Genomic DNA, 23,102 nt, shown 5'->3' on the forward strand with positions numbered 1-23,102 from the left:
TTTTCGCTGATATAGCTCAGTTGGTAGAGCGCACCCTTGGTAAGGGTGAGGTCCCCAGTTCAAATCTGGGTATCAGCACCATCCTAAAGTTTCTCTTACCGTGGCGTGTATCAATATTAAAACTGAATAGACAGTTTTAATCACAACTAATTGAGGTCTTGGAAGTGGCTAAAGAAAAATTTGAACGTACGAAACCGCACGTTAACGTTGGTACAATTGGACACGTTGACCACGGTAAAACGACTTTAACAGCAGCAATCTCTACAGTACTAGCAAAAGTACACGGTGGTGATGCTAAAGATTTCGCATCAATCGATAATGCACCAGAAGAGCGTGAGCGCGGTATTACAATCAATACTTCACACGTTGAATATGATACGCCAAGCCGTCACTACGCGCACGTAGATTGTCCTGGACACGCGGATTATGTAAAAAACATGATCACAGGTGCAGCTCAAATGGATGGTGCAATCTTAGTAGTAAGCGCAGCAGATGGCCCAATGCCACAAACGCGTGAGCACATCTTATTATCACGCCAAGTAGGTGTCCCTTACATCATCGTATTCATGAACAAATGTGACATGGTAGATGATGAAGAGTTATTAGAATTAGTAGAAATGGAAGTACGTGAATTACTTTCAGAATACGACTTCCCAGGTGACGACTTACCACTAATCCAAGGTTCAGCATTAAAAGCTTTACAAGGTGAAGAAGAGTGGGAAGCAAAAATTGTTGAATTAGGTGAAGCGTTAGATTCATACATTCCAGAGCCAGAGCGCGATATTGATAAGCCGTTCTTGATGCCAGTAGAAGATGTATTCTCAATCTCAGGCCGTGGTACAGTAGTAACAGGTCGTGTAGAATCAGGTATCATCAAAGTTGGTGAAGAAATCGAAATCGTAGGTATCCGTGATACAACGAAAACGACTTGTACTGGTGTAGAAATGTTCCGTAAATTGCTTGACGAAGGTCGAGCAGGTGAGAACATTGGTGCATTATTACGTGGTACTAAGCGTGAAGACGTAGAGCGTGGTCAAGTATTATGTAAGCCAGGTTCAATCACACCACATACTAAGTTTGAATCAGAAGTATACGTACTTTCGAAAGATGAAGGTGGTCGTCATACGCCATTCTTCAAAGGCTATCGTCCACAGTTTTACTTCCGTACAACGGACGTAACAGGTGCGGTAGAATTACCAGAAGGCGTAGAAATGGTAATGCCTGGTGATAACATCAAAATGGTAGTAGAGTTAATCTCTCCAATCGCGATGGACGAAGGTTTACGCTTCGCAGTTCGTGAAGGTGGCCGTACAGTTGGCGCCGGTGTTGTTGCTAAAATCGTTGAATAATTTATTATTTAACGATTAAAAAAGCCCCGCAAGGGGCTTTTGTGTTTTAGTTTTTGCAGGGGTGTAGTTCCAATTGGTAGAACAGCGGTCTCCAAAACCGATGGTTGGGGGTTCGAGTCCCTCCACCCCTGCCAGATATGAACCTCGCTTAAGGCGGGGCATTTTTGTCTATACCCAAGTAACTTTAGGGTATCTAAATCCCGTAAAGGTTTTTGTATGAGCGTAGAAGCAGAAAAGCAAGGGAGCAGTTTTGATTCCATTAAGTGGATTTTAACAATTGTGATCCTAGGTGCAGCAGTTTGGGGTAATCATTATTATACTGAGCAAGTTTCAGTTCTTTGGCGCGCATTAGGCGTAGTTGGGGCTGTTATCGTTGCTGGGTTTATTGCATTACAAACCACAAAAGGTAAAGATGGTTTTAGCTTTGCCAAAGAAGCTCGCACTGAAGTTCGAAAAGTAATCTGGCCTACTCGCGAAGAAGCCTTGCGTACGACAGTTATTGTCTTAATAGCTACGGTTATTATGTCATTGTTATTATGGTTTCTAGACGGGATCATGGTGCGATTAGTTTCATTTTTAACTGGATTAGGACTATAAACCATGTCAGAACCTAAATTAAGATGGTACGTTGTACAAGCATTTTCAGGCTATGAAGGCCGAGTGTCTACAACGTTAAAAGAGCATGTAGCGTTGCATAACATGGAAGAATATTTCGGTGATATTTTAGTACCTACCGAAGAAGTCGTTGAAATGCGTGCAGGCCAAAAGCGTAAAAGTGAAAGAAAATTTTTCCCGGGTTATGTACTAGTACAAATGGTGATGAACGATGATTCATGGCATTTAGTTAAAAGTACTCCACGCGTACTTGGCTTTATCGGTGGGACGAGTGATCGCCCAGCACCCATTTCAGATAGTGAAGCACAAGCTATTTTAAATCGCTTACAAGAAAACCATGATAAGCCACGTCCTAAAACCTTGTTTGAACCGGGTGAAGTGGTTCGTGTTAATGATGGTCCATTTGCTGATTTCAACGGTGTTGTTGAAACAGTTGATTATGAAAAGAGCAGATTGAAAGTGTCAGTTTTAATTTTTGGGCGTTCAACGCCTGTAGAATTAGAATTTTCACAAGTTGAAAAAGGTTAAAGATTAATCTATAATCCGCGACCCATTCTTAGTCGGGTAGCCGTAAAGTAAGTGTCCTCGCATTTACTAGGCGTAGACCCATAATAGAGGTAAATTTAACATGGCAAAGAAAGTACAAGCCTTAGTTAAGCTGCAAGTTGCAGCTGGCATGGCAAATCCGAGTCCACCAGTTGGTCCTGCGTTAGGTGCGCAAGGTGTTAACATCATGGAATTCTGTAAAGCATTTAATGCCCAAACAGAGAGCATTGAAAAAGGCTCACCAGTTCCAGTTGTTATTACTGTATATAATGACCGTTCTTTCACTTTTGAAACAAAAACGCCACCGGCTTCTTTCTTATTGAAAAAAGCATTAGGCCTTAAGAGTGGTTCATCTAAACCACATGTTGATAAAGTAGGTACGGTTACACGTGCTCAATTAGAAGAAATTGCTAAAGCAAAAGAACCAGATTTAACTGCAGCTGATATGGATGCAGCAGTTAAGACAATCGCTGGTAGCGCGCGTAGCATGGGCATAGTGGTAGAGGACTAATTCAATGGCTAAATTATCTAAAAAAGCACGTTTAATCCGTGAAAAAGTAGAACCAACTAAAGCTTACGATATTGATGAAGCATTAGAGTTGTTGAAAGAATTTGCTACTGCGAAATTCGTTGAAAGTGTAGATGCGTCTGTCAATCTTGGTATTGACGCTCGTAAATCTGACCAAAACGTACGTGGTGCAACTGTATTACCTCACGGTACTGGCCGTAGTGTTCGTGTTGCTGTTTTCACCCAAGGCGCTAATGCAGATGCAGCTAAAGAAGCTGGTGCAGATATCGTTGGTATGGATGACTTAGCTGATCAAGTTAAGAAAGGCGAAATGAACTTTGACGTTGTAATTGCTTCACCAGACGCTATGCGTGTGGTTGGTCAATTAGGTCAAATCTTAGGTCCTCGTGGTTTAATGCCAAACCCGAAAGTGGGTACAGTTACACCTAATGTAGCTGAAGCAGTTAAGCAAGCTAAAGCAGGTCAAATCCGTTATCGTAATGATAAAAACGGTATTATCCATACTACTATCGGTAAAGTGGATTTTGATAACGCTAAGCTTAAAGAAAACCTTGAAGCATTAATCGTTGCATTGAAGAAAGCTAAACCATCTTCTGCTAAAGGCGTTTATGTTGCTAAGGTTAGCTTGTCTACAACTATGGGCGCTGGCGTTCAAGTTGATCAAGCTGGTTTGTCAACACAAACTGCTTAATACTTGCTCAAAAAGCTTTACTTGGCCGCAAAGTTTAGTTAAACTTTGCGGCCAATTTTAAGGTCGTGCCTTTATGGCTCACGTCCCAGACCGTAGGTGCAAATAGTTAATCTCTGATTTTATTGCTTAATTTCCTACGTAGACGGTGAAGGAACCTCGAAGAAGATTTATACCCTCTTCTGGACCTAATCCGTAAATCATTCCCAATCCATTGTTGATTGGGGTAATTACAATCTAGATAATATCTAGGATATCCAGGAGTTACACTAATGGCATTAGGACTCGCAGGCAAAAAAGAAATTGTCGCTCAAGTCAACCAAGCTGCCACTGGTGCGCTTTCTGCAGTTGTTGCTGATTCTCGCGGCGTAACTGTTGCTGATATGACTGCTTTACGTAAACAAGCTCGTGAAGCAGGTGTACAACTTCAAGTTGTACGTAACACATTAGCACGCCGTGCAGTTGAAGGCACAGAATACGAATGTCTTAAAGACTTATTCGTAGGTCCTACTTTATTAGCTTTTTCTGCTGATCACCCAGGTGCAGCAGCTCGAATTCTAAAAGAATTCGGTAAGACAAACAAAGCTTTTGAAATTAAGGGTGCTGCTTTTGAAGGCGCTGTAGCTGACGTTGAATTATTAGCGTCATTGCCGACATACGAAGAAGGTTTAGCGAAGCTAATGAGCTGCATGAAAGAAGCAGCAGCTGGCAAACTTGTTCGTACTATTGCAGCCGTACGCGATCAAAAAGAGCAAGAAGCTGCTTAATTGTATCGTATGCTGCTTAGCATATTATTTTGTAAAATATTTTATTATTAGGGTAAAGAGTCATGTCTATTACTAAAGACCAAATCATTGATGCAATCGCTGAAATGTCTGTTATGGATGTTGTAGAATTAGTTTCTGCAATGGAAGAAAAATTCGGCGTATCTGCTGCAGCTGCTGTTGTTGCAGGTCCTGGTGCTGGCGGCGAAGCTGCTGAAGAACAAACTGAATTTGACGTTGTTCTTAAAGCGGCTGGTGGCAACAAAGTTGCTACTATCAAAGCTGTACGTGCAGCAACAGGTTTAGGCCTTAAAGAAGCTAAAGCTTTAGTTGATGGTGCTCCGGCTCCAATCAAAGAAGGCGCTTCTAAAGAAGAAGCTGAAGAGCTTAAGAAAGCACTAGAAGAAGCTGGTGCTGAAGTTGAAGTTAAATAAGCTGTTTATTACAGTTTATTAGCCGTAACTGGCAAGGGCTGGCGCTTGTAGAGTGCCGGCCTTTTTGCGCTATAGAGCTTTGCGTTAAAAAGCTCATTTAAGTCGATTAAGATTGTAGCTCAACCACCACTTATTCAATTAGTGCCTGATTGACCTTGAAATCAGCAAGCTGAGGAACCCCATGGCTTATTCTTATACCGAAAAGAAACGCATTCGTAAGGATTTTGGTAAGCGTCCGCAGGTTCTGGATGTACCTTATTTGCTTTCCATCCAGTTAGACTCTTTCCGAAAATTCATTGATGTAGACCCTGATGGTCAATATGGTCTGGAAGCTGCCTTCCACTCTGTATTCCCGATCGTTAGCTACTCTGGCAGCTCTGAGTTGCAGTATGTCAGCTACCACCTAGGCGAACCCGTATTTGATGTTAAAGAATGTCAAGTCAGAGGGGTAACTTATTCTGCACCCCTTCGTGTAAAACTCAGATTGGTTTTATACGATAAAGAAGCTCCTGCAGGAACAATAAAAGATATAAAAGAGCAGGAAGTCTATATGGGTGAAATCCCATTAATGACTGAAAACGGGACTTTCGTAATTAATGGTACTGAGCGTGTTATTGTATCTCAATTACATCGTTCACCAGGTGTATTCTTTGACCACGATAAAGGTAAAACACACTCATCTGGTAAAGTTTTATATAATGCACGCGTTATTCCTTACCGTGGTTCATGGTTAGACTTTGAGTTTGACCCTAAAGATAACTTATTTGTACGTATTGATCGACGTCGTAAGTTACCAGCCTCAATTATTTTACGTGCATTAGAATATACAACTGAACAAATTTTAGATCTTTTCTTTGACTCTGTCGTATTTGAAATTAAAGAAAGCACTTGCATGATGCAATTGGTTCCTGAGCGTTTGCTTGGTGAAACTGCTGCTTTTGATATTAATGACAGCAAAGGTAACTTAATTGTTGAGAAAGGTCGCCGTATTACCGCGCGTCATGTTCGCCAATTAGCGAAAACCAATGTAGCTGAGTTAGAAGTACCAGTTGAGTACTTACTTGGCAAAATATTGAAAAAATCTTATGTAGATGAGTCAACCGGTGAAATTATTGCCGAGGCCAACTCTGAAATTACATTAGAATTGTTAGCTGAACTGGCAAAAGCTGGTCACAAAGTGATTGAAACTTTATACGTCAATGATTTAGATCATGGTGCGTATATGTCTGAAACTTTACGAGTTGACTCAACCTCTAATCGTATTGAAGCGTTAGTAGAAATCTATCGTATGATGCGCCCAGGTGAGCCACCAACACGTGAAGCGGCTGAAGGTTTGTTTGAGAACTTATTCTTCAACGAAGACAGATATGATTTATCTAGTGTCGGTCGAATGAAATTTAACCGTCGTGTTAAGCGTGAAGAGTTAGTTGGTTCTGGCATCTTATCCAATCAAGATATTATCGATGTAATGAAAACATTGATTGATATTCGAGATGGTAAAGGTGAAGTAGATGATATTGACCACTTAGGTAATCGTCGTATTCGTTCTGTCGGTGAAATGGCTGAAAATCAGTTCCGTGTTGGTTTAGTTCGTGTTGAGCGTGCTGTTAAAGAGCGTTTAAGCTTAGGTGATTTAGAAAATTTAACGCCTCAAGATTTAATTAATGCTAAGCCTATTTCTGCTGCGGTTAAAGAGTACTTTGGTTCTAGTCAGTTATCTCAGTTTATGGACCAAAATAATCCATTGTCAGAGGTGACTCATAAACGCCGTATTTCTGCATTAGGTCCAGGTGGTTTAACACGTGAACGTGCAGGCTTCGAAGTACGTGACGTACATCCAACTCACTATGGTCGTTTATGTCCAATCGAAACCCCAGAAGGGCCAAACATTGGTCTAATTAACTCATTAGCAAGTTATGCGCGAACTAATGATTTTGGTTTCTTGGAAACACCATATCGTAAAGTAGTAGACGGTCAGGTTACAGAACAAATTGAATACCTCTCAGCGATTGAAGAAGGTAATTATGTTATCGCTCAGGCAAGTGCTGCTGTTGACGATGACAATCGATTATCTGATGAGTTGGTAAACTGTCGTCATAAAAATGAATTTACATTGATGAATTCTGACGAAGTTCAGTATATGGATGTTGCTCCACAGCAGATCGTATCTGTTGCTGCATCACTTATCCCATTCTTAGAACACGATGATGCGAACCGTGCATTAATGGGTTCTAACATGCAACGTCAAGCTGTACCAACATTAAAAGCTGATAAGCCTTTAGTCGGTACGGGTGTTGAAAAAACAGTTGCTATCGATTCTGGGGTAACGGTTGTTGCTAAACGTGGCGGTGTTATTGATTATGTTGATGCAAGTCGCATCGTAGTTAAAGTCAATGATGAAGAAACCGTACCGGGTGAAGCGGGCATCGATATTTATAACTTAACTAAATATACACGCTCTAACCAAAATACTTGTATTAACCAAAAACCAACGGTTGAAATGGGTATTCCAGTGGTTCGTGGTGACGTATTGGCTGATGGCCCATCAACTGACTTAGGTGAGTTGGCATTAGGTCAAAACATGCGTATCGCCTTCATGCCCTGGAATGGTTATAACTTTGAGGATTCAATCCTAGTTTCAGAGCGCGTTGTTGAAGAAGATCGTTTAACCACAATTCACATTCAAGAATTAAGCTGTATCGCTCGTGATACTAAATTAGGTCCTGAAGAAATTACTTCGGATATTCCTAATGTTGGCGAGTCAGCTTTATCTAAATTAGATGAATCTGGTGTGGTTTATATTGGTGCTGAAGTGAAAGGCGGCGATATCTTAGTGGGTAAAGTTACCCCTAAAGGCGAAACCCAGTTAACACCAGAAGAGAAACTACTGAGAGCAATTTTTGGTGAAAAAGCATCAGACGTAAAAGATAGTTCTTTACGTGTTCCTAATAGTATCAGCGGTACTATTATTGATGTTCAAGTATTTACGCGTGATGGTGTTGAAAAAGATAAACGCGCTAAAGAAATTGAACAGATGCAAGTTGCTGAAGTGAAAAAAGATTTATCTACTGAATTTAGCATCTTAGAAGATGATATATTCGCTCGTGCACGCACATTATTGATCAAAGCTGGCCAATCTGAAGCTGAGCTTGATTCAATGGATCGCACTAAATGGTTAACACAAAGCTTAACTGATGAAGATCAGCAAGCTGAGTTAGAAACCATTGCAGAGCAATATGAAGAAACTCGTGCTGAATTTGATAAAAAATTAGAAATCAAACGCAATAAAATTACCCAAGGTGATGACTTAGCGCCGGGCGTATTAAAAATAGTTAAAGTTTATTTAGCTGTTAAACGTCAAATCCAGCCTGGTGATAAAATGGCGGGTCGTCATGGTAACAAAGGTGTAATTTCTACCATCTTACCAGTTGAAGATATGCCATATGATGAAAATGGTGATGCGGTAGATATCGTATTAAATCCATTAGGTGTACCTTCTCGAATGAACGTAGGTCAGATCCTTGAAACTCACTTAGGTGCTGCTGCGAAAGGTATTGGTCGTCAGATTAATATTATGTTGCAAGAGCAAAGAGAGATTCACGAGTTACGTAACTACATTCAAAAAGCATACGATGTAGGTAATTGCCGTCAGCAAGTTGATATTGCAAGTTTCACAGATGAAGAAGTTCTTCGTCTTGCAAGTCATTTAAAAGCGGGTTTACCTATGGGTACACCTGTATTTGATGGTGCAAAAGAACCTGAACTTAAAGAATTGTTGACACTTGCTGGTTTACCAACAAGCGGCCAAATTCAGTTATGCGATGGTCGTACTGGTAACCCATTTGAGCGTCCGGTTACTGTTGGTTATATGTACATGCTTAAATTGAATCACTTAGTTGATGATAAAATGCATGCGCGTTCAACAGGTTCGTACAGCTTAGTTACTCAGCAGCCATTAGGTGGTAAAGCTCAGTTTGGTGGTCAAAGATTCGGTGAGATGGAAGTTTGGGCACTTGAAGCTTACGGTGCTTCTTATACACTACAAGAAATGTTGACAGTTAAGTCAGATGACGTTAACGGTCGTACTAAGATGTATAAGAACATTGTGGATGGAAACCACAAGATGGAACCAGGCATGCCTGAGTCTTTCAACGTATTGTTGAAAGAAATCCGTTCTTTAGGTATCAACATTGAATTGGAAGAAGAGTAATCTTCTAAAAAGGCTAGGAGCCGCAAGATTACTTGCGGCTTAGGATTTTAACTCCGACTGGAGAATCAGCGTGAAAGACTTACTGAAGTTTCTCAAGCAACAGAACAAAACAGAAGAATTCGATCGTATTCGAATTGGTTTATCGTCACCTGACATGATTCGTTCATGGTCATTCGGTGAAGTGAAAAAACCTGAAACTATTAACTACCGTACGTTCAAACCTGAACGCGACGGCTTGTTCTGTGCGCGTATTTTTGGCCCGATTAAAGACTACGAATGTTTGTGTGGTAAATACAAGCGTTTGAAGCACCGTGGTGTAATTTGTGAAAAGTGTGGCGTTGAAGTTACCTTGACCAAAGTACGTCGTGAGCGCATGGGTCACATTGAATTGGCAAGCCCGGTTGCACATATTTGGTTCTTAAAATCATTACCGTCTCGAATCGGCTTAATGCTTGATATGACGTTACGTGATATTGAACGTGTACTTTATTTTGAATCATTTGTAGTCACTGAGCCTGGCATGACTTCGCTAGAGCGCAGTCAGTTATTAAATGAAGAAGATTACCTTGATGCGTTAGAAGAATACGGTGACGAATTTGACGCTAAAATGGGTGCTGAAGCCATTTTAGGGTTATTGGATAACATCGATCTTGAACAAGAAATCAAGATGATGCGCGAAGAGTTACCAGAGACAAACTCTGAAACTAAGCGTAAAAAAATTACTAAACGTCTTAAACTAATGGAAGCTTTCCATCAGTCAGGCAATGATCCTCGCTGGATGATCATGACAGTTTTACCTGTTTTGCCGCCTGATTTACGTCCATTAGTACCGCTAGACGGCGGCCGTTTTGCAACGTCTGATTTGAATGATTTATATCGCCGTGTGATTAACCGTAATAACCGTTTGAAACGTTTATTAGATTTAGCGGCACCCGATATTATCGTTCGTAATGAAAAACGTATGTTGCAAGAAGCGGTTGATGCATTATTAGATAATGGTCGACGTGGTCGTGCAATTACGGGTTCTAACAAGCGTCCTTTAAAATCTTTGGCTGATATGATCAAAGGTAAACAAGGTCGTTTCCGTCAAAACTTACTAGGTAAACGTGTAGATTACTCTGGCCGTTCTGTAATTACAGTAGGTCCAACATTACGTTTACACCAATGTGGTTTACCGAAAAAAATGGCACTTGAGTTATTCAAACCATTTATTTACGGAAAATTAGAGCTACGTGGTTTAGCAACGACTATTAAAGCAGCTAAAAAATTAGTTGAACGTGAAGCACCGGAAGTATGGGATGTGTTAGACGAAGTTATTCGTGAACATCCGGTATTATTAAACCGTGCGCCAACACTTCACAGATTAGGTATTCAAGCATTTGAACCTGTTCTAATTGAAGGTAAAGCAATCCATTTACACCCACTCGTTTGTGCGGCTTACAACGCTGACTTCGATGGTGACCAAATGGCGGTTCACGTACCGTTAACGTTGGAAGCTCAGTTAGAAGCTCGTGCGTTAATGATGTCAACCAATAACATTTTATCACCAGCAAACGGTGAGCCTATTATCGTTCCGTCTCAAGACGTTGTTTTGGGTCTTTATTATATGACTCGTGACAAAGTGAATGGTTTAGGTGAAGGTGCTGTATTTAAAGATCCTAAAGAAGCTGAAAAAGCATATCGTACCAACAATGTTGAATTGCACAGCCGAGTTAAAGTTAGAATTACAGAAACCCTAACAAATGATGCAGGCGAAAAAGAAACGGCAACTCGTATTGTTGATACAACTGCTGGTCGTGCAATATTATCGTTAATTTTACCAGAAGGCATGTCGTTTGATTTAATCAACCAGCCAATGGGTAAAAAGCAAATTTCTCGCTTGCTAAATGGCTGTTATCGTCAACTTGGTTTAAAAGATACTGTTATCTTTGCTGACCAAATTATGTATACAGGTTTCCATTTTGCAATGCTATCAGGTGCCTCTGTTGGTATTGATGATATGGTTATTCCTGATGCCAAGAAAGATATTGTTGATGCGGCTGAAGCTGAAGTTACTGAGATTCAGGAGCAGTTCCAATCTGGTCTTGTAACAGCGGGTGAAAAATACAACAAGATTATCGATATTTGGTCTTCTGCCAATGAACGCGTTGCTAAGTCAATGATGGACAACTTATCAAAAGAAGTTGTTAAAAACGCAAAAGGCGAAGATGAAGAGCAAGACAGCTTTAACTCAATTTATATGATGGCGGATTCAGGCGCTCGTGGTAGCCCAGCTCAGATTCGTCAGTTAGCAGGTATGCGTGGCTTGATGGCAAAACCGGATGGTTCAATCATAGAAACGCCAATTATCGCTAACTTCCGTGAAGGTTTGAACGTACTTCAGTACTTTATTTCTACTCACGGTGCTCGTAAAGGTTTGGCTGATACTGCACTTAAAACCGCAAACTCAGGTTATTTAACACGTCGTTTAGTTGATGTTGCTCAAGATATGGTTGTATTGAGCGAAGATTGTGGTACTGAAGATGGTACTGTAATGCGTCCATTAATCGAAGGCGGTGATGTTGTAGAGCCACTTCGAGAGCGTGTATTAGGTCGTGTTGTAGCAGAAGATGTATATCTTCCAAATAGCAATGAAGTACTTATCCCACGTAACGTGATGATTGACGAAGCTTTATGTGATCAATTAGAAATTAATTCAATTGATGAAGTTAAAGTTCGCTCAGTTATAACTTGTGATAATGACTTTGGTGTTTGTGCTCAGTGTTATGGTCGTGACTTGGCTCGTGGTCATATCATTAACCAAGGTGAATCCGTTGGTGTTATTGCGGCACAATCGATTGGTGAACCGGGTACACAGCTTACCATGCGTACATTCCACATTGGTGGTGCAGCATCAAGAGCGTCAGCTGAAAACAGCATTCAAGTTAAAACGGATGGTTCAATTAAATTAGCTCGTGCTAAATTTGTAACGAACTCAGATGGAAAAATTGTCATTACTTCACGTTCAAGTGAATTAACGGTAATTGATGAATTAGGCCGTCAAAAAGAACGTTATAAAGTACCTTACGGTGCCGTAATGAGCAAAGCAGACGGTGAAGCAGTTTCGGCTGGCGAAGTCATTGCTAATTGGGATCCGCATACGCATCCAATTATTACCGAGGTTGAAGGTAAAGTTCAGTTTGCTGATATGGTCGATGGTGTTACTATTACCCGTCAAACCGATGAGTTAACTGGTTTATCTAGCATTGTGGTTATCGATCCGAAAGATCGCACAGGCTCAGGTAAAGAAATGCGCCCTGCGATTCGATTGGTTGATGAAAAAGGTCAAGCGGTTAACATGAGCGGCACAGATATGCCAGCTCAGTACTTCTTGCCTGGTAATGCATTAGTTAACCTTGAAGATGGTGCGCAGGTACAAAGTGGTGATGCGATTGCACGTATTCCGCAAGAGAGTTCGAAAACTCGTGACATTACGGGTGGTCTACCTCGAGTAGCTGATTTATTTGAAGCGCGTAAACCGAAAGATCCAGCTATCTTAGCTGAAATGTCTGGTACTGTGAGCTTTGGTAAAGAAACAAAAGGCAAACGCCGTTTGATTATTACCGCAGAGCATGGTGCTGTTCAGCACGAAGAAATGATTCCTAAATGGCGTCAATTAAATGTGTTTGAAGGTGAGCAGGTTGAAAAAGGTGAGGTAATCGCCGATGGTCCTGAATCACCTCATGATATTTTACGTCTACGTGGTACTTTAGATGTTTGTACCTACATCGTAAACGAAGTACAAGACGTATATCGTTTACAAGGTGTAAAAATCAATGACAAACACATTGAAGTAATTGTTCGTCAAATGCTACGTAAGTGTGTTATTACCGGTGCTGGTGATTCACAATTCTTAGAAAGTGAAACAGCTGAAGTCGCTGCGGTTAACATTGGTAATCGTGAACTAGAAGCTCAAAATAAAGAGCCAGCTAAATTTGAATACCAATTATTAGGTATTACAAAAGCTTCACTTTCAACTGAATCATTTATTTCTGCCGCCTCGTTCCAGGAAACAACTCGAGTGTTAACTGAAGCCGCGGTAAGTGGTAAGACAGATGATTTACGTGGTTTGAAAGAAAACGTTATTGTAGGTCGTTTGATTCCTGCAGGTACAGGCTATGCTTATCATCAAAAACGGGCTGCAAGCCGAATGAAAGTTGCTTTACCTGAAGTAGAAACTCAAGTGACCGCAGACGAAGCAGAAAAAGCCTTGACTGATGCATTAAATGCAGATTTCAGTGGCAATCAGGACTAATGTCATTATTTATCGCATAAATTAGCAGAATAATCGCTAAGGTTGTGCGTTTTATTTGACAGTTCATTCCTTGACCATTAAAATTCCGCGTCCCTGAATTATAGGGACGCGGATTTTTCATTTTAAACGCTAATAGAAACATAGTTAGGAGCAGTTGATGGCAACTATTAACCAGCTCGTGCGCAAGCCTCGTGTAAAGCAGATTACTAAAAGTAATGTACCTGCTTTAGAAGCTTGTCCACAGCGACGTGGTGTATGTACTCGTGTATATACAACTACACCAAAAAAACCAAATTCGGCATTACGTAAAGTTTGTCGTGTTCGTTTAACCAACGGTTTTGAAGTAACTTCTTATATCGGTGGTGAAGGCCATAACTTACAAGAGCATAGTGTTGTTCTTATTCGTGGTGGTCGTGTTAAAGATTTACCCGGTGTGCGTTATCACACTGTACGTGGTTCATTGGACTGTGCAGGTGTTGCTAAGCGTAGAAAAGCACGCTCTAAGTACGGTGCTAAGAGACCTAAGGCTTAAGGTACTCCTATCCGAGTAAGGCCAAGCATCATTAAATATTAGTTTTGGGTTATCCCTGAAAAAATTGGAGTATTAAAATGCCTAGAAGAAGAGTTGTAGGTCAACGTAAAATCCTACCAGATCCTAAGTTCCATAGTGAACTATTAGCTAAATTCGTAAATGTCGTTATGTTAGACGGCAAAAAATCAATCGCTGAAAAGATTGTTTACGGTGCACTAGATATCGCAGTTGAAAAATCAAGCAAACAGCATGTTGAAGTTTTCGAAAATGCGCTTGATAATGTTCGTCCTGCAGTCGAAGTTAAGTCTCGTCGTGTTGGTGGTTCTACCTATCAGGTTCCTGTAGAAGTTCGCCCAGTTCGTCGTAACACTCTTGGTATGCGTTGGTTAGTAGAAGCTGCTCGTAAGCGTGGTGAAAAATCAATGTCTCAGCGTCTAGCTGCCGAAATTATAGACGCGTCAGAAAACAAAGGTTCTGCTGTTAAGAAACGTGAAGACGTTCACCGTATGGCAGAAGCTAACAAAGCATTCGCTCATTATCGTTGGTAATTCCAAACAAAAAGGATATGTGTCGTGGCTCGTAAAACGCCTATTGAGCGCTATCGTAATATCGGAATTTGTGCACACGTAGATGCTGGTAAAACAACTACCACAGAACGTGTGCTTTTCTATACCGGTTTATCTCACAAAATTGGTGAGGTTCACGATGGTGCGGCAACCATGGACTGGATGGAGCAAGAACAAGAACGTGGTATCACTATCACTTCTGCCGCTACCACGACTTTTTGGCGTGGTATGGATGCGCAGTTTGACGATCACAGGGTAAACATTATAGACACACCAGGGCACGTCGATTTCACAATTGAAGTTGAACGTTCTCTGCGTGTACTTGATGGCGCTGTTGTCGTTTTTTGTGCATCATCTGGTGTTCAACCTCAATCTGAAACCGTATGGCGACAAGCAGATAAATATCATGTACCTCGTATGGTATTCGTTAATAAAATGGATCGTACGGGTGCTGATTTTCTTGCTGTAGTTGGACAGATCGAAAAGCGTTTAAACGCAACGCCTGTTCCAATTCAATTGCCAATCGGTGCAGAAGAAGATTTCAGTGGTGTAGTTGATTTAATCAAAATGAAATATATCAACTGGAATAACGAAGACCAAGGCACTAGCTTCGTATACGAAGATATCCCGGCAGATATGGTAGATGAGTGTGAATTGTGGCGAGAAAAATTAATTGAAGCGGCAGCTGAAGCTTCTGAGGACTTGATGGACAAGTACTTAGAAGGTGAAGAATTAACTGAAGCTGAAATTAAACAAGCCCTGAGAACTCGCACTCTAAACAACGAAATAGTTCTATGCACCGCCGGTTCTGCATTTAAGAACAAAGGTGTTCAAGCAGTATTAGATGCTGTTATTGAATATATGCCATCTCCGGTTGATGTGCCTGCAATAAAGGGCATTAATCAGGATGAGTCTGAAGGTGAGCGTCATGCAGATGATAATGAACCTTTCTCAGCATTGGCATTTAAGATTGCAACCGATCCATTTGTCGGTACATTGACTTTCTTCCGAGTTTATTCAGGTGTTGTAGGAACAGGTGATGCTGTTTATAACCCGGTTAAATTTAAACGTGAACGTTTTGGCCGTATTGTACAAATGCACTCTAACAAGCGCGAAGAAATTAAAGAAGTTCATGCGGGCGATATCGCAGCAGCGATTGGCTTAAAAGATGTGACAACCGGTGATACCTTGTGTGATCCGAATCATATTATTACGCTTGAACGAATGGAGTTTCCTGAGCCAGTTATTGCAGTTGCAGTAGAACCAAGAACTCAAGCAGACCAAGAAAAAATGGGTATTGCTTTGAGCAAATTGGCGGCTGAAGATCCATCGTTCAGAGTTGAAACTGACGATGAAACAGGTCAAACTATCATTTCAGGTATGGGTGAGCTTCACCTTGATATAATCGTGGATAGAATGAAGCGAGAATTCAAAGTTGAAGCAAACGTAGGTAAACCTCAGGTTGCCTATCGTGAGACTATTCGTTCAGCGGTTGAAGTTGAAGGGAAGTTTGTTCGCCAATCTGGTGGTCGTGGTCAATTTGGTCATGTTTGGTTGAAAATAGAACCTCAGGAAGAAGGTGCTGGTTACGAATTCGTTAACGAAATCGTAGGCGGTGTTGTTCCGAAAGAATACATCCCTTCTGTCGACAAAGGTTGTCAGGAGCAAATGCAATCAGGTGTATTGGCGGGCTATCCGGTGCTTGACGTTAAGGTAACATTATATGATGGTTCATACCATGATGTTGACTCTAACGAAATGGCATTTAAAATTGCAGCGTCGATGGGCTTCAAAAATGGTTGTTCTCAAGCTAATCCAGTATTACTTGAGCCAACAATGAAAGTTGAAGTGACAACACCAGAGGAATTTATGGGGGATGTTGTGGGTGACATTAACCGACGTCGAGGTATGATCGATGGTATGGATGATGGCCCAAGTGGTATTAAAGTTGTTAGAGCTAAAGTGCCCTTAGCAGAAATGTTTGGTTACGCAACCGATTTGCGTTCTCAAACTCAAGGTCGCGCGTCTTACTCTATGGAGTTTGACTGTTATGCCGAAGCTTCAAAAAATATCACTCAACAAATAATCGAATCTCGTAAATCTTAGTAATCAGTTATGACCTGCTTGCAGGTCATCTTAAGAAAGGTAATTAAAAGTGGCTAAAGAAAAATTTGAACGTACGAAACCGCACGTTAACGTTGGTACAATTGGACACGTTGACCACGGTAAAACGACTTTAACAGCAGCAATCTCTACAGTACTAGCAAAAGTACACGGTGGTGATGCTAAAGATTTCGCATCAATCGATAATGCACCAGAAGAGCGTGAGCGCGGTATTACAATCAATACTTCACACGTTGAATATGATACGCCAAGCCGTCACTACGCGCACGTAGATTGTCCTGGACACGCGGATTATGTAAAAAACATGATCACAGGTGCAGCTCAAATGGATGGTGCAATCTTAGTAGTAAGCGCAGCAGATGGCCCAATGCCACAAACGCGTGAGCACATCTTATTATCACGCCAAGTAGGTGTCCCTTACATCATCGTATTCATGAACAAATGTGACATGGTAGATGATGAAGAGTTATTAGAATTAGTAGAAATGGAAGTACGTGAATTACTTTCAGAATACGACTTCCCAGGTGACGACTTACCACTAATCCAAGGTTCAGCATTAAAAGCTTTACAAGGTGAAGAAGAGTGGGAAGCAAAAATTGTTGAATTAGGTGAAGCGTTAGATTCATACATTCCAGAGCCAGAGCGCGATATTGATAAGCCGTTCTTGATGCCAGTAGAAGATGTATTCTCAATCTCAGGCCGTGGTACAGTAGTAACAGGTCGTGTAGAATCAGGTATCATCAAAGTTGGTGAAGAAATCGAAATCGTAGGTATCCGTGATACAACGAAAACGACTTGTACTGGTGTAGAAATGTTCCGTAAATTGCTTGACGAAGGTCGAGCAGGTGAGAACATTGGTGCATTATTACGTGGTACTAAGCGTGAAGACGTAGAGCGTGGTCAAGTATTATGTAAGCCAGGTTCAATCACACCACATACTAAGTTTGAATCAGAAGTATACGTACTTTCGAAAGATGAAGGTGGTCGTCATACGCCATTCTTCAAAGGCTATCGTCCACAGTTTTACTTCCGTACAACGGACGTAACAGGTGCGGTAGAATTACCAGAAGGCGTAGAAATGGTAATGCCTGGTGATAACATCAAAATGGTAGTAGAGTTAATCTCTCCAATCGCGATGGACGAAGGTTTACGCTTCGCAGTTCGTGAAGGTGGCCGTACAGTTGGCGCCGGTGTTGTTGCTAAAATCGTTGAATAATTTTTGTTATTAATAACGAAAGTTACTACGTAAAAAGGCGCCTTTGGCGCCTTTTTTGTTTTACAATAATAAGTTAACCTAAGTCGGGTTAATTGTTTTATTCTTCTATAAATACGAGTACATAGGCTGCTTTATGTTAAAAAAATCTGGCAAGTTATCTTGGCCTGAGAAGGTTGCAAAGATAGTAAATCGTTTTGGAACCTGGCGTGTAAGCTTGTTTTTTTTAGCTCTGGCTTTAAGCTTTACAGCCTTTGAAGTAACCCTGCTAAATTACATCTTATATGGTGAAGTAGTTGTTAGGGATTATATCGATCCTGTTTTGCTGACATTATTGACAATGCCTTGGGTGCTCTACTTTATGTCAGAGCTAATTCGTCGGTTAGAGCGCTCTAGAGAGCATTTAACACAGGTTATAGAGCAGCTTGAAGCTTTGCGTAAGCAAGATAAAGCATCAGCATCAAATTTACGCCACAATATTCAACAACTCAATTATGAAATAGAAGAACGTAAGCGCGCAGAACTTCAACGCGAAGAGGCTATTCGATTATTAAAACAACAAATAGAAGAGCGTCAACGCACTCAGCAAAATTTATATGAACAATCTATTTTGCTACGATCAGCTTTTGACTGTTCACCTGATATTATTTATTACCGTGATGAAAACGGCCGTTTTTCAGGTTGTAACCGCTCATTTGAGGAATTAACCGGTAAGACCGAAAAAGAAATGATAGGGCTAACGCCATGGGACGTTTATTCTGAAGATATAGCAGAGAAAGTAGTGGCTTCTGATCGTGAGGTATTGGCCAGTAATGCAAGCTTAACTTATGATATGTGGCTTACTTATCCTAGCGGTAGTAAAAAATTATTTTTAATCAAAAAAGTGCCTTTTTTCAATAATGAAGGTAAACGAATTGGTTTGCTTGGTTTTGGCCGAGATATTATGGAAAAACAGCAAGCTCAAGAAGCGCTTGAAAAAGCCAGCCGAGATAAAACAGCTTTTATTTCAACTATCAGCCATGAATTGAGAACACCATTAAATGGGATTGTTGGAATTAGCCGCATTTTAAAAGATTCTAAGCTAACCACCGAGCAGCATAACCAAGTCAGCACCATTTTTGCCTGTGCAGTTACTTTGGGTAATATTTTTAACGATATTATCGATTTAGATAAAATAGAAAGAGATAAATTGGCCATTAATTTAGAGCCAGTTGATTTGTCAGGTTTTGTTTATGAGTTAAACAGTGTCGCTACCTTAATGGCTGAGCAAAAGCAGCTACACTTTAGATTTCGTTCGAATGTCCCAGAGGATCGCTGGGTGATGGCCGATCCAACGCGTTTACGACAAGTTTTGTGGAATTTGCTTGCGAACGCGGTTAAATTTACTTTAAAAGGCGATGTTGAATTTAATGTCGATTGCCATATTCGAAATACCTTTGCTTGGTTAGATTTTGAAATTGTTGACAGTGGTATTGGTATACCGGATAAAGAGCTAGAAAATATATTTACCATGTACTATCAGGTAGATAGAGAGGAAGTGAGAGCAGGTACAGGTACGGGCATAGGCTTGGCTATATCTAAAATTTTGGTTGAATCTATGGGCGGCCAAATTGAGGTTCACAGTGAAATAAACCAAGGAAGCTCATTTTCAGTATCACTTAAATTGGATTTAGCTGAAGCACCAGATACCGCTGGCGATAGTAATGTCAGTGGTCTTAATATCTTGCTGGTTGAGGATGTTGAATTAAATGTAGTGGTTGCAAACTCTATTTTGACTAAGCTGGGTCATAAAACGACAGTGGCTAAAACAGGTCAACAAGCTATTGATAAGTTTAACCAGCAGAGCTTTGATATCGTCTTGTTGGATATTCAATTACCAGACATGACAGGGTTTGATGTTTTAAATCACTGGCAAACGCTTGATGTTACTTTACCGCCTATTGTAGCGCTAACGGCAAATGTGATTAAAACCAGAGATGAATATTTAAGTAAAGGTTTAACGGATGTGATCGCTAAACCTATTAAAATAGATAATGTACATAAAGTATTCAACCGTTTATTTGACCAAGATGATGTGATAGATGTGCAGGCTGAAACAGTGAAAGAAGAAGCCACATCTAATATTAAAAGCATAGATAAGAGTATCTTGGATGTGGAGTTTTTAGAGCAGTTACTTGATACCATAGGCTATGATTTAATTGAACAAAATGTTGAATTGTTTGAAAAGCTGATAGCGGAATATATGGATATTTTGAATACTAATTTGTGCGCCAAAGACCAAGAAGAAATTGGCAAGCAAGCACATAAAATAAAAGGGGCAGCAGCTTCAATGGGCTTAAAACGAATTCAAAATGTTGCTAATCAAATTCAGTTAACCGACACGCCAGCTTGGTGGGAAAATTTAGATGATAGAGTGGAGCAGCTTAAACACGCTTGTAATAATGACTTAGATGTGCTGAAAAATTGGATTAATACTTTGTAAGATGAGTTGAAAGGTTATGTAGCATTAGCTCATTATGATTGGATAAAAAAGCAGCCTAGGGCTGCTTTTTTATACCCTAATCATATGCAAATCGGTTAAGTTACTTCTCAACCTCTCCACAAAAACGATAACCTTCACCATGAATTGTTGAAATAATTTCAGGTGTATCAGGAATTGACTCAAAATGTTTACGTAAGCGGCGAATGGTTACATCAACCGTTCTATCGTTTGGTTTTAATTCACGACCAGTCATTTCTTTAATTAACTGTTCACGAGTTAATATTTTCCCAGGGTTATCTAACAATAACTGTAATGCGCGGTATTCACTTTTTGGTAAGCGCATGCTTTCTTGATGAGGTGAAACTAATGAACGGCTATCACAATCAAGTACCCAACCGTTAAAACGATATTCACTAACGGCTTCTGTTGGCTCATTCGGTGCAACTTTAGTGCGATTCATTAAGTTACGCGCACGTATGGTTAATTCTCTTGGGTTAAAAGGCTTAACTAAATAGTCATCAGCGCCAATTTCAAGACCTAAAATACGATCGACATCGTTATCACGGCCTGTTAAAAATATTAAACCCATGCTTTTAATTTCGCGTAATTCGCGAGCTAACATTAAGCCGTTTTTACCAGGTAGGTTAATGTCCATGACAACTAAATTAATGTCATTGTTTTTAAGCAAAGTGTGCATTTCTTCGCCATCTTCAGCAGCGAATACGTTATAACCTTCTGCTTCGAACAGGCTAACAAGTGTATTGCGGGTGACCGCTTCGTCTTCTACGATTAGGATATTATGTGTTTGCATGATTTATCGTCTTATGTTGAATAAAATTATTTTATTTCAGTTGATTATAGTGACTAGCAGGCAATCTCTCAATCCATTCCGGCTGATTTATTGAATTAATTGGCAACTTTTTAACATTTTCATCAGGCGCATGCAAAAATGCAGCTTAATTCCTTAAGTTACTGTGCTTTATGTATATCTAAATCTAATGGAATTTCTATTAAAAAATAAATTCCTTGGCCTAGTTCACTGGTAACAGATATTTGTCCTTGTAGTGCTTGAGTGACTAAATTATAGACTAGATGCATACCTAAACCGTTGCCACCAGAGCCTCTTTTTGTTGTGACAAAAGGATCGAATATTTTATTTTTTAGCTGCTCACTAACACCTTTCCCATTATCTTTATATTCAATCAACAGTTTATTGTTTTCACTTTTAGCTTTGATTGATATCGCTCCTTTCTCGTTATGATCAAACCCATGAATCAAAGAGTTCATGATTAAATTTGTTAGCACTTGCTGTAGGGCGCCAGCTTGAGTTGATACTTCTAATTCAGGATCACAGTCAACATTGACCTGATGTTTTGTTGTGTGAAATTTAGGTTTTAGCGATAAAAAAACATCATCTAAAAAACTTTTTACTTTAAATAATTGACGCTTTTCATGTATTTGATTCACTGCAAGTTGTTTAAAGCGAGTAATTAAATCAGCCGAACGATTTAAGTTACGGTAAATTATCTCTAAACTTTCATTACTCTCAGTTAAAAAACGAGTTAATTGGCTTTCGGTTAATTTTTTTTGTGAAAGTGAATCTTGTATTTCACTAAGTCTATCTTGCATTAACGTTGATGCGGTAATTCCAAGCCCCAAGGGGGTGTTAACTTCATGGGCAATCCCCGCAACCATATCGCCAAGAGAAGCCATTTTTTTATTTTCGACCAATTGACTTTGGTACTCATGTAAAGTGGCTAGTGTGTCCATTAACTCTTTGTTTGAATCTTTTAGCGCGTTGGTCCGTTGTGATATTTTGTTTTCAAGTGTTTGGTTTAATATTCTAACTTCCTGTTCTGCTTGCGCTTGCTTTTTTAGGTTGAATTGAATTCGGTCTAACATTGTATTGAAAGCGTTACTTAACCCATTTAATTCAATTAAAGTTTGTTTAGGTGCTCTAATCCCATAATCTTTTGCTTTGGCGACATGTTTAAATAAAGAAACAAGTTGGCTGATTGGTTGAGTTATCGAGTTTTGCAGTTTAAGTGCCAATAATAATGCAATGACTAAAGATACGATTAATACGCTGAGTTTTATATAAAGGCTGTTGTTTATAGTTTGATTAAGCGCATCAAGTGATAAGCGCATACAAAGATAACCAATAGCGGCTGCTTGTTGATTAATGGCTTTGCAAAGCATTAAATTATCGCGACTAAAGTTGGGTTGGAAAAGGTGCTTTATATCTTTTATCGTTAATGTGAGTAGTTGAGTATTTTTACGATGATAGCCAGCAAAAAAAGCAATTTGTGAGTCCGTTTCATTCTTAATATAAATTTGTACATTTTTAAGATTGCTAGCTGTATTTAGGTGAGCTAAACGGGCTTTTTCTTCTATACTATTTTTATTGATTAAGTTTGGTATAGCGCCAGCGCTAATAATGTTGGCATATGAGTACGCTTGTTCAAGTAACTGGGCTTTTTTTTGTTCAATATCAACTAAACCATTAATTAAAAACCCAATTAATAACGCACTACCTGATATCAAAATGATCATGTTGACAATGCGGTATTTTATTGAATTAGACAAGCTACTTTTTGTGCTCAACATAAGTGAAGGAATTTATAATTTAATTGATTAAGTTTATGTCAATTTAGCCGATTAACAAGCCTTCTAAAATATTCATGTAGCCGCTTGTCACGTTTGTATAAAAATAAACTGTTCGTTTATCCTTCATTGTTTTATCGGTTTAGTGTTTC

General features: G+C 39.9%; 16 protein-coding genes and 2 tRNA genes. 16 read left to right on the forward strand and 2 right to left on the reverse strand.

Annotated elements, in window-relative coordinates; translation table 11 throughout:
- The first annotated feature begins 5 nt into the window (after nt 1-5).
- The 16 genes from OLW01_RS02185 (at nt 6) to arcB (ending at nt 20,346) form a co-directional block, all read left to right on the forward strand.
- Nucleotides 6-81 (forward strand) — tRNA-Thr (locus tag OLW01_RS02185).
- An 83-nt stretch (nt 82-164) separates the two neighbouring features.
- On the forward strand, nt 165-1,349 hold the full coding sequence (tuf, locus tag OLW01_RS02190) for an elongation factor Tu (protein WP_268074995.1): 1,185 nt from the start codon (nt 165-167) through the stop codon (nt 1,347-1,349).
- A gap of 57 nt (nt 1,350-1,406) precedes the next feature.
- Nucleotides 1,407-1,483, forward strand: a tRNA-Trp gene (locus OLW01_RS02195).
- An 82-nt stretch (nt 1,484-1,565) separates the two neighbouring features.
- The gene (gene secE, locus OLW01_RS02200) at nt 1,566-1,946 is read left to right on the forward strand and encodes a preprotein translocase subunit SecE (RefSeq protein WP_268074996.1); all 381 of its coding nucleotides are present in this window, start codon (nt 1,566-1,568) and stop codon (nt 1,944-1,946) included.
- A gap of 3 nt (nt 1,947-1,949) precedes the next feature.
- Nucleotides 1,950-2,492 (forward strand): transcription termination/antitermination protein NusG, encoded by a 543-nt coding sequence (nusG, locus tag OLW01_RS02205; RefSeq protein ID WP_268074997.1) that lies wholly within the window; start codon nt 1,950-1,952, stop codon nt 2,490-2,492.
- Nucleotides 2,493-2,592: 100 nt separating this feature from the next.
- A complete protein-coding gene (rplK, locus tag OLW01_RS02210; protein ID WP_268074998.1) occupies nt 2,593-3,021 on the forward strand; it encodes a 50S ribosomal protein L11 in 429 nt (142 codons plus the stop codon).
- Nucleotides 3,022-3,025: 4 nt separating this feature from the next.
- Nucleotides 3,026-3,730 carry a 50S ribosomal protein L1 gene (gene rplA, locus OLW01_RS02215; RefSeq protein WP_268074999.1) on the forward strand — a complete coding sequence of 235 codons (705 nt, stop codon included), beginning with the start codon at nt 3,026-3,028 and terminating at the stop codon, nt 3,728-3,730.
- Nucleotides 3,731-3,999: 269 nt separating this feature from the next.
- On the forward strand, nt 4,000-4,494 hold the full coding sequence (gene rplJ, locus OLW01_RS02220) for a 50S ribosomal protein L10 (protein WP_268075000.1): 495 nt from the start codon (nt 4,000-4,002) through the stop codon (nt 4,492-4,494).
- A 62-nt stretch (nt 4,495-4,556) separates the two neighbouring features.
- Nucleotides 4,557-4,925 (forward strand): 50S ribosomal protein L7/L12, encoded by a 369-nt coding sequence (gene rplL, locus OLW01_RS02225; protein WP_268075001.1) that lies wholly within the window; start codon nt 4,557-4,559, stop codon nt 4,923-4,925.
- Between the two features lie 181 nt (nt 4,926-5,106).
- Nucleotides 5,107-9,135 (forward strand): DNA-directed RNA polymerase subunit beta, encoded by a 4,029-nt coding sequence (gene rpoB, locus OLW01_RS02230; protein ID WP_268075002.1) that lies wholly within the window; start codon nt 5,107-5,109, stop codon nt 9,133-9,135.
- Between the two features lie 70 nt (nt 9,136-9,205).
- The gene (gene rpoC / locus OLW01_RS02235) at nt 9,206-13,429 is read left to right on the forward strand and encodes a DNA-directed RNA polymerase subunit beta' (protein ID WP_268075003.1); all 4,224 of its coding nucleotides are present in this window, start codon (nt 9,206-9,208) and stop codon (nt 13,427-13,429) included.
- 157 nt (nt 13,430-13,586) lie between these two features.
- Nucleotides 13,587-13,961 carry a 30S ribosomal protein S12 gene (gene rpsL / locus OLW01_RS02240; protein ID WP_268075004.1) on the forward strand — a complete coding sequence of 125 codons (375 nt, stop codon included), beginning with the start codon at nt 13,587-13,589 and terminating at the stop codon, nt 13,959-13,961.
- 77 nt (nt 13,962-14,038) lie between these two features.
- Complete coding sequence (gene rpsG / locus OLW01_RS02245; protein WP_268075005.1) at nt 14,039-14,509, forward strand: 30S ribosomal protein S7; 471 nt, start codon at nt 14,039-14,041, stop codon at nt 14,507-14,509.
- A 24-nt stretch (nt 14,510-14,533) separates the two neighbouring features.
- Nucleotides 14,534-16,633, forward strand: coding sequence for an elongation factor G (gene fusA, locus OLW01_RS02250; RefSeq protein WP_268075006.1), 2,100 nt, complete (start codon nt 14,534-14,536; stop codon nt 16,631-16,633).
- Between the two features lie 49 nt (nt 16,634-16,682).
- Nucleotides 16,683-17,867, forward strand: a complete 1,185-nt coding sequence (gene tuf / locus OLW01_RS02255; protein ID WP_268074995.1) for an elongation factor Tu — start codon at nt 16,683-16,685, stop codon at nt 17,865-17,867.
- A gap of 133 nt (nt 17,868-18,000) precedes the next feature.
- Entirely contained in the window at nt 18,001-20,346 is a 2,346-nt protein-coding gene (gene arcB, locus OLW01_RS02260; protein ID WP_268075007.1) for an aerobic respiration two-component sensor histidine kinase ArcB, read from the forward strand.
- A gap of 100 nt (nt 20,347-20,446) precedes the next feature.
- On the opposite strand, the gene arcA is transcribed toward arcB, so the two are convergent.
- Complete coding sequence (arcA, locus tag OLW01_RS02265) at nt 20,447-21,157, reverse strand: two-component system response regulator ArcA (protein WP_268075008.1); 711 nt, start codon at nt 21,155-21,157, stop codon at nt 20,447-20,449.
- 158 nt (nt 21,158-21,315) lie between these two features.
- Complete coding sequence (locus tag OLW01_RS02270) at nt 21,316-22,899, reverse strand: sensor histidine kinase (protein WP_268075009.1); 1,584 nt, start codon at nt 22,897-22,899, stop codon at nt 21,316-21,318.
- Between the last annotated feature and the right edge of the window lie 203 nt (nt 22,900-23,102).

It is taken from the genome of Catenovulum adriaticum (genome assembly GCF_026725475.1).
In the GTDB taxonomy this organism is placed as follows: domain Bacteria; phylum Pseudomonadota; class Gammaproteobacteria; order Enterobacterales; family Alteromonadaceae; genus Catenovulum; species Catenovulum adriaticum.

Excerpts from the sequence above, each read along its gene's own strand:
- rpsG (WP_268075005.1), top strand. The coding sequence starts at position 14,039 with ATGCCTAGAAGAAGAGTTGTAGGTCAACGTAAAATCCTACCAGATCCT.
- rplL (WP_268075001.1), top strand. The coding sequence starts at position 4,557 with ATGTCTATTACTAAAGACCAAATCATTGATGCAATCGCTGAAATGTCT.
- secE (WP_268074996.1), top strand. The coding sequence starts at position 1,566 with ATGAGCGTAGAAGCAGAAAAGCAAGGGAGCAGTTTTGATTCCATTAAG.
- rplA (WP_268074999.1), top strand. The coding sequence starts at position 3,026 with ATGGCTAAATTATCTAAAAAAGCACGTTTAATCCGTGAAAAAGTAGAA.
- arcA (WP_268075008.1), bottom strand. The coding sequence starts at position 21,157 with ATGCAAACACATAATATCCTAATCGTAGAAGACGAAGCGGTCACCCGC.
- OLW01_RS02270 (WP_268075009.1), bottom strand. The coding sequence starts at position 22,899 with ATGATCATTTTGATATCAGGTAGTGCGTTATTAATTGGGTTTTTAATT.
- rpsL (WP_268075004.1), top strand. The coding sequence starts at position 13,587 with ATGGCAACTATTAACCAGCTCGTGCGCAAGCCTCGTGTAAAGCAGATT.
- rpoB (WP_268075002.1), top strand. The coding sequence starts at position 5,107 with ATGGCTTATTCTTATACCGAAAAGAAACGCATTCGTAAGGATTTTGGT.
- nusG (WP_268074997.1), top strand. The coding sequence starts at position 1,950 with ATGTCAGAACCTAAATTAAGATGGTACGTTGTACAAGCATTTTCAGGC.
- rplK (WP_268074998.1), top strand. The coding sequence starts at position 2,593 with ATGGCAAAGAAAGTACAAGCCTTAGTTAAGCTGCAAGTTGCAGCTGGC.
- arcB (WP_268075007.1), top strand. The coding sequence starts at position 18,001 with ATGTTAAAAAAATCTGGCAAGTTATCTTGGCCTGAGAAGGTTGCAAAG.
- rplJ (WP_268075000.1), top strand. The coding sequence starts at position 4,000 with ATGGCATTAGGACTCGCAGGCAAAAAAGAAATTGTCGCTCAAGTCAAC.